Annotated in this window: 6 protein-coding genes; 5 read left to right on the plus strand and 1 reads right to left on the minus strand. The window is 35.9% G+C overall.

What is annotated here, in order from left to right; all coding sequences use genetic code 11:
• Window positions 1-134: 134 nt before the first annotated feature.
• Window positions 135-368 carry a helix-turn-helix domain-containing protein gene (locus LKD42_RS14920; RefSeq protein ID WP_248836153.1) on the minus strand — a complete coding sequence of 78 codons (234 nt, stop codon included), beginning with the start codon at window positions 366-368 and terminating at the stop codon, window positions 135-137.
• Between the two features lie 139 nt (window positions 369-507).
• On the opposite strand from LKD42_RS14920, the gene LKD42_RS14925 reads away from it, so the two are divergent.
• The 5 genes from LKD42_RS14925 (at window position 508) to LKD42_RS15165 (ending at window position 2,273) form a co-directional block, all read left to right on the plus strand.
• Window positions 508-723 (plus strand): hypothetical protein, encoded by a 216-nt coding sequence (locus tag LKD42_RS14925; RefSeq protein WP_248836154.1) that lies wholly within the window; start codon window positions 508-510, stop codon window positions 721-723.
• Window positions 724-735: 12 nt separating this feature from the next.
• Window positions 736-987, plus strand: a complete 252-nt coding sequence (locus LKD42_RS14930; protein ID WP_248836155.1) for a hypothetical protein — start codon at window positions 736-738, stop codon at window positions 985-987.
• Between the two features lie 145 nt (window positions 988-1,132).
• The gene (locus LKD42_RS14935) at window positions 1,133-1,357 is read left to right on the plus strand and encodes a hypothetical protein (RefSeq protein ID WP_248836156.1); all 225 of its coding nucleotides are present in this window, start codon (window positions 1,133-1,135) and stop codon (window positions 1,355-1,357) included.
• Window positions 1,358-1,455: 98 nt separating this feature from the next.
• On the plus strand, window positions 1,456-2,145 hold the full coding sequence (locus tag LKD42_RS14940; RefSeq protein WP_248836157.1) for a P-loop NTPase family protein: 690 nt from the start codon (window positions 1,456-1,458) through the stop codon (window positions 2,143-2,145).
• Complete coding sequence (locus LKD42_RS15165) at window positions 2,142-2,273, plus strand: hypothetical protein (RefSeq protein ID WP_283095029.1); 132 nt, start codon at window positions 2,142-2,144, stop codon at window positions 2,271-2,273. The genes LKD42_RS14940 and LKD42_RS15165 overlap by 4 nt, the downstream gene beginning before the upstream one ends.
• Window positions 2,274-2,418: the final 145 nt, after the last annotated feature.

A 2,418-nucleotide genomic window follows, 5' to 3' on the forward strand; every position in this document is an offset into this window, starting at 1 on the left:
ATCTATTTGAAAAACTGAACGGTGTTTTTCACATCCAGATCATAAAGAAGAGCCACAGGTGCTATATAGTGCCTGTGGCTCTTTTCCCGGTGTTATCTGTGTGAAAAATGGATGTTTTTCAAATTAGATCACGATTATAATACGCCTATTGGGTTAAATAATTCATTGAAATCTATTTGTAGTGTATCACATATTTTGTAAATCATTTCTGTGCTTGGGTCTCGGTCTCCATTTTCATATAATGAAATTGCAGCTTGTTTGACTCCTATTCTATTTGCTAGTTCTGTTTGACTCATGTAGTTCATTTCTCGGTATTTTCTTATGTTGTTTCCAACTATTTTGCTGTATTCATTTTTCATTTTCTCCATTAGACCTCCTCCTTTCTGATTGTAGATATTGTATAATTTATCATACTACATTTTGTTATGTTTGTCTATTGCATTTTGTAATGTCATGTGGTAAAATTTGGATAAGTCAAAGATATAGAGTTAGAAAGGTGGTTGTATTATGATGGATTATTTATTATCTTATTTAAATAATCAAATGTCTTTAGATAAGGCATTGATGTGTGTGCGTGATAAAATTTTTGGTGGTGGTTTGTCTGCTTCTGAGGAAGCTATGTATCGTGAGCAGAATGAACAATTACAGTTTCATGCCACTGTTCATTATATGAGATCATTGGGATATGAGCTTGATGACTCTCTTAAATTTTTCAAGAAATAAGGGGGATATTATATGTTTATTGATCTTGAATTTAAAGCTTGTTTGATGTCTTGTAAAAGTCAAGATTATACTTTTGACGATGGAAAAACTGTTACAGGATATAGGGTTGGTATAATGTTGGAAGATGGTGAATGCGGTATGGTTAAGTGTACCGCTGATGCGGTACCGCCTAACATTGTTTATCGGCAGGATTATGTTTTTAAGGGGCGTTTAAATACTGATAAAGGAACATTTAAGATTGCCAGTGTTGAGTCTATCGGTTAGCCAAGATCTTGAACGCTGTCAAGGGTGACGTAGTCACTTGCGAAGCCCTTGACAGTGTGGAGATAAAAGATACTGTTAACCGCCAGCAAGAACGGCGTAGCCGTCCTTTGCTGGCTTGTTTACCTAATGTAAGAAAGGGGGACTTATGATGCCTGTATTTTTTGCTGATACTGCTCCGGCGGCTGTTTCAGCCTCTGACTGGTCTAGTGTTATTTCTGCTATGACATCTCAGATTTCTGTAGCAACTATTGTTGGTGTTCTTGCAACTTTGGTGGCTGCTGGTATAGGTCTTGTATTTATGTGGTGGGGTGTACGTAAAGCGATCGGCTCGCTTATGACAGCATTCCGTAAAGGCAAAATGAAAGTTTGATTTTGTGCATTTTGCTTAAATTCTAACCTTTCTGTGGTGCTGATCGGGCTCGCTGCAGAAAGGTTTTTTTGTATCTTTTCCACAAAAGGGGTGATATTTTGAAAGATATAAATATGACTGGGTCTTTAAATCCTAAACGTGTTTTTGAACTTTTTTCTTATAAAATAGCATATGCGAAAGAGCATCCAGAAGAATTGCGTACTACTGGGATAAGGATTTTTTGTGGCTCGCAAGGTTCAGGTAAAACACTTTCAGCAGTTCAATATGTAAGAAAGTTGTTAGTTCAGTATCCTAAATGTATTTTAGTAACTAACACGGATATAGCCGGAATCCCTGAAAATGTGCATGTTTATGAGTATGATGGTATTGATTGCCTTAAGAACATTAATAATGGTGAATATGGTGTTGTGTATTTTATTGATGAGATACATTTGGAACTTAACTCACTGGAATCTAAAAATATAGATATTGATGTTATGGTTGAACTTTCTCAGCAACGGAAGCAGCGTAAACATATAGTTGGCACGTCTCAGATTTATATGCGAATGGCGAAGCCACTTCGTGAACAAGTAAAAGATATTATTTTATGTAAGAATTATTTTGGTTTTTTGCAGATTAATACACATATTGATGGTTTTGAAAGTCATGAAGAAAATGGAAAGTTAGTTGCTGTTGTGGATCATCGCTATATATGGTTTCATTATCCAGCATTGTATGAAGCTTATGATACTTATGCAAAAATGAAGCGATATAATCAAGAATGGAATGGGAGGGAGCGTTTAAAATGAATGTTGCTTTAGATATTTTCAAAGAAATTATGGAGTCGGCTTTACCGTTTGCTATTGTGTTTTGGATGGGTGAGATAGTTGTTCGTTCATTTTTAACTATGGCTTTTCGTGGTCGCATTGAATTTTAAGGGGGCATGTTATGAATGAGAATAATAAAGAAACTCAGATGCAAGAAGCTTCAGAATCAGAAACGTATGCTGTAGATCTCAGGGGTGGTTTAGATGATGGTGTTGAGCTTTATTCTTCCTATGGTGGTGCTGTTTCTTCATTGTA

This window comes from Hominisplanchenecus faecis (assembly GCF_020687205.1).
GTDB lineage: Bacteria > Bacillota > Clostridia > Lachnospirales > Lachnospiraceae > Hominisplanchenecus > Hominisplanchenecus faecis.

Excerpts from the sequence above, each read along its gene's own strand:
- LKD42_RS14920 (WP_248836153.1), bottom strand. The coding sequence starts at position 368 with ATGGAGAAAATGAAAAATGAATACAGCAAAATAGTTGGAAACAACATA.
- LKD42_RS14925 (WP_248836154.1), top strand. The coding sequence starts at position 508 with ATGATGGATTATTTATTATCTTATTTAAATAATCAAATGTCTTTAGAT.
- LKD42_RS14930 (WP_248836155.1), top strand. The coding sequence starts at position 736 with ATGTTTATTGATCTTGAATTTAAAGCTTGTTTGATGTCTTGTAAAAGT.
- LKD42_RS14935 (WP_248836156.1), top strand. The coding sequence starts at position 1,133 with ATGATGCCTGTATTTTTTGCTGATACTGCTCCGGCGGCTGTTTCAGCC.
- LKD42_RS15165 (WP_283095029.1), top strand. The coding sequence starts at position 2,142 with ATGAATGTTGCTTTAGATATTTTCAAAGAAATTATGGAGTCGGCTTTA.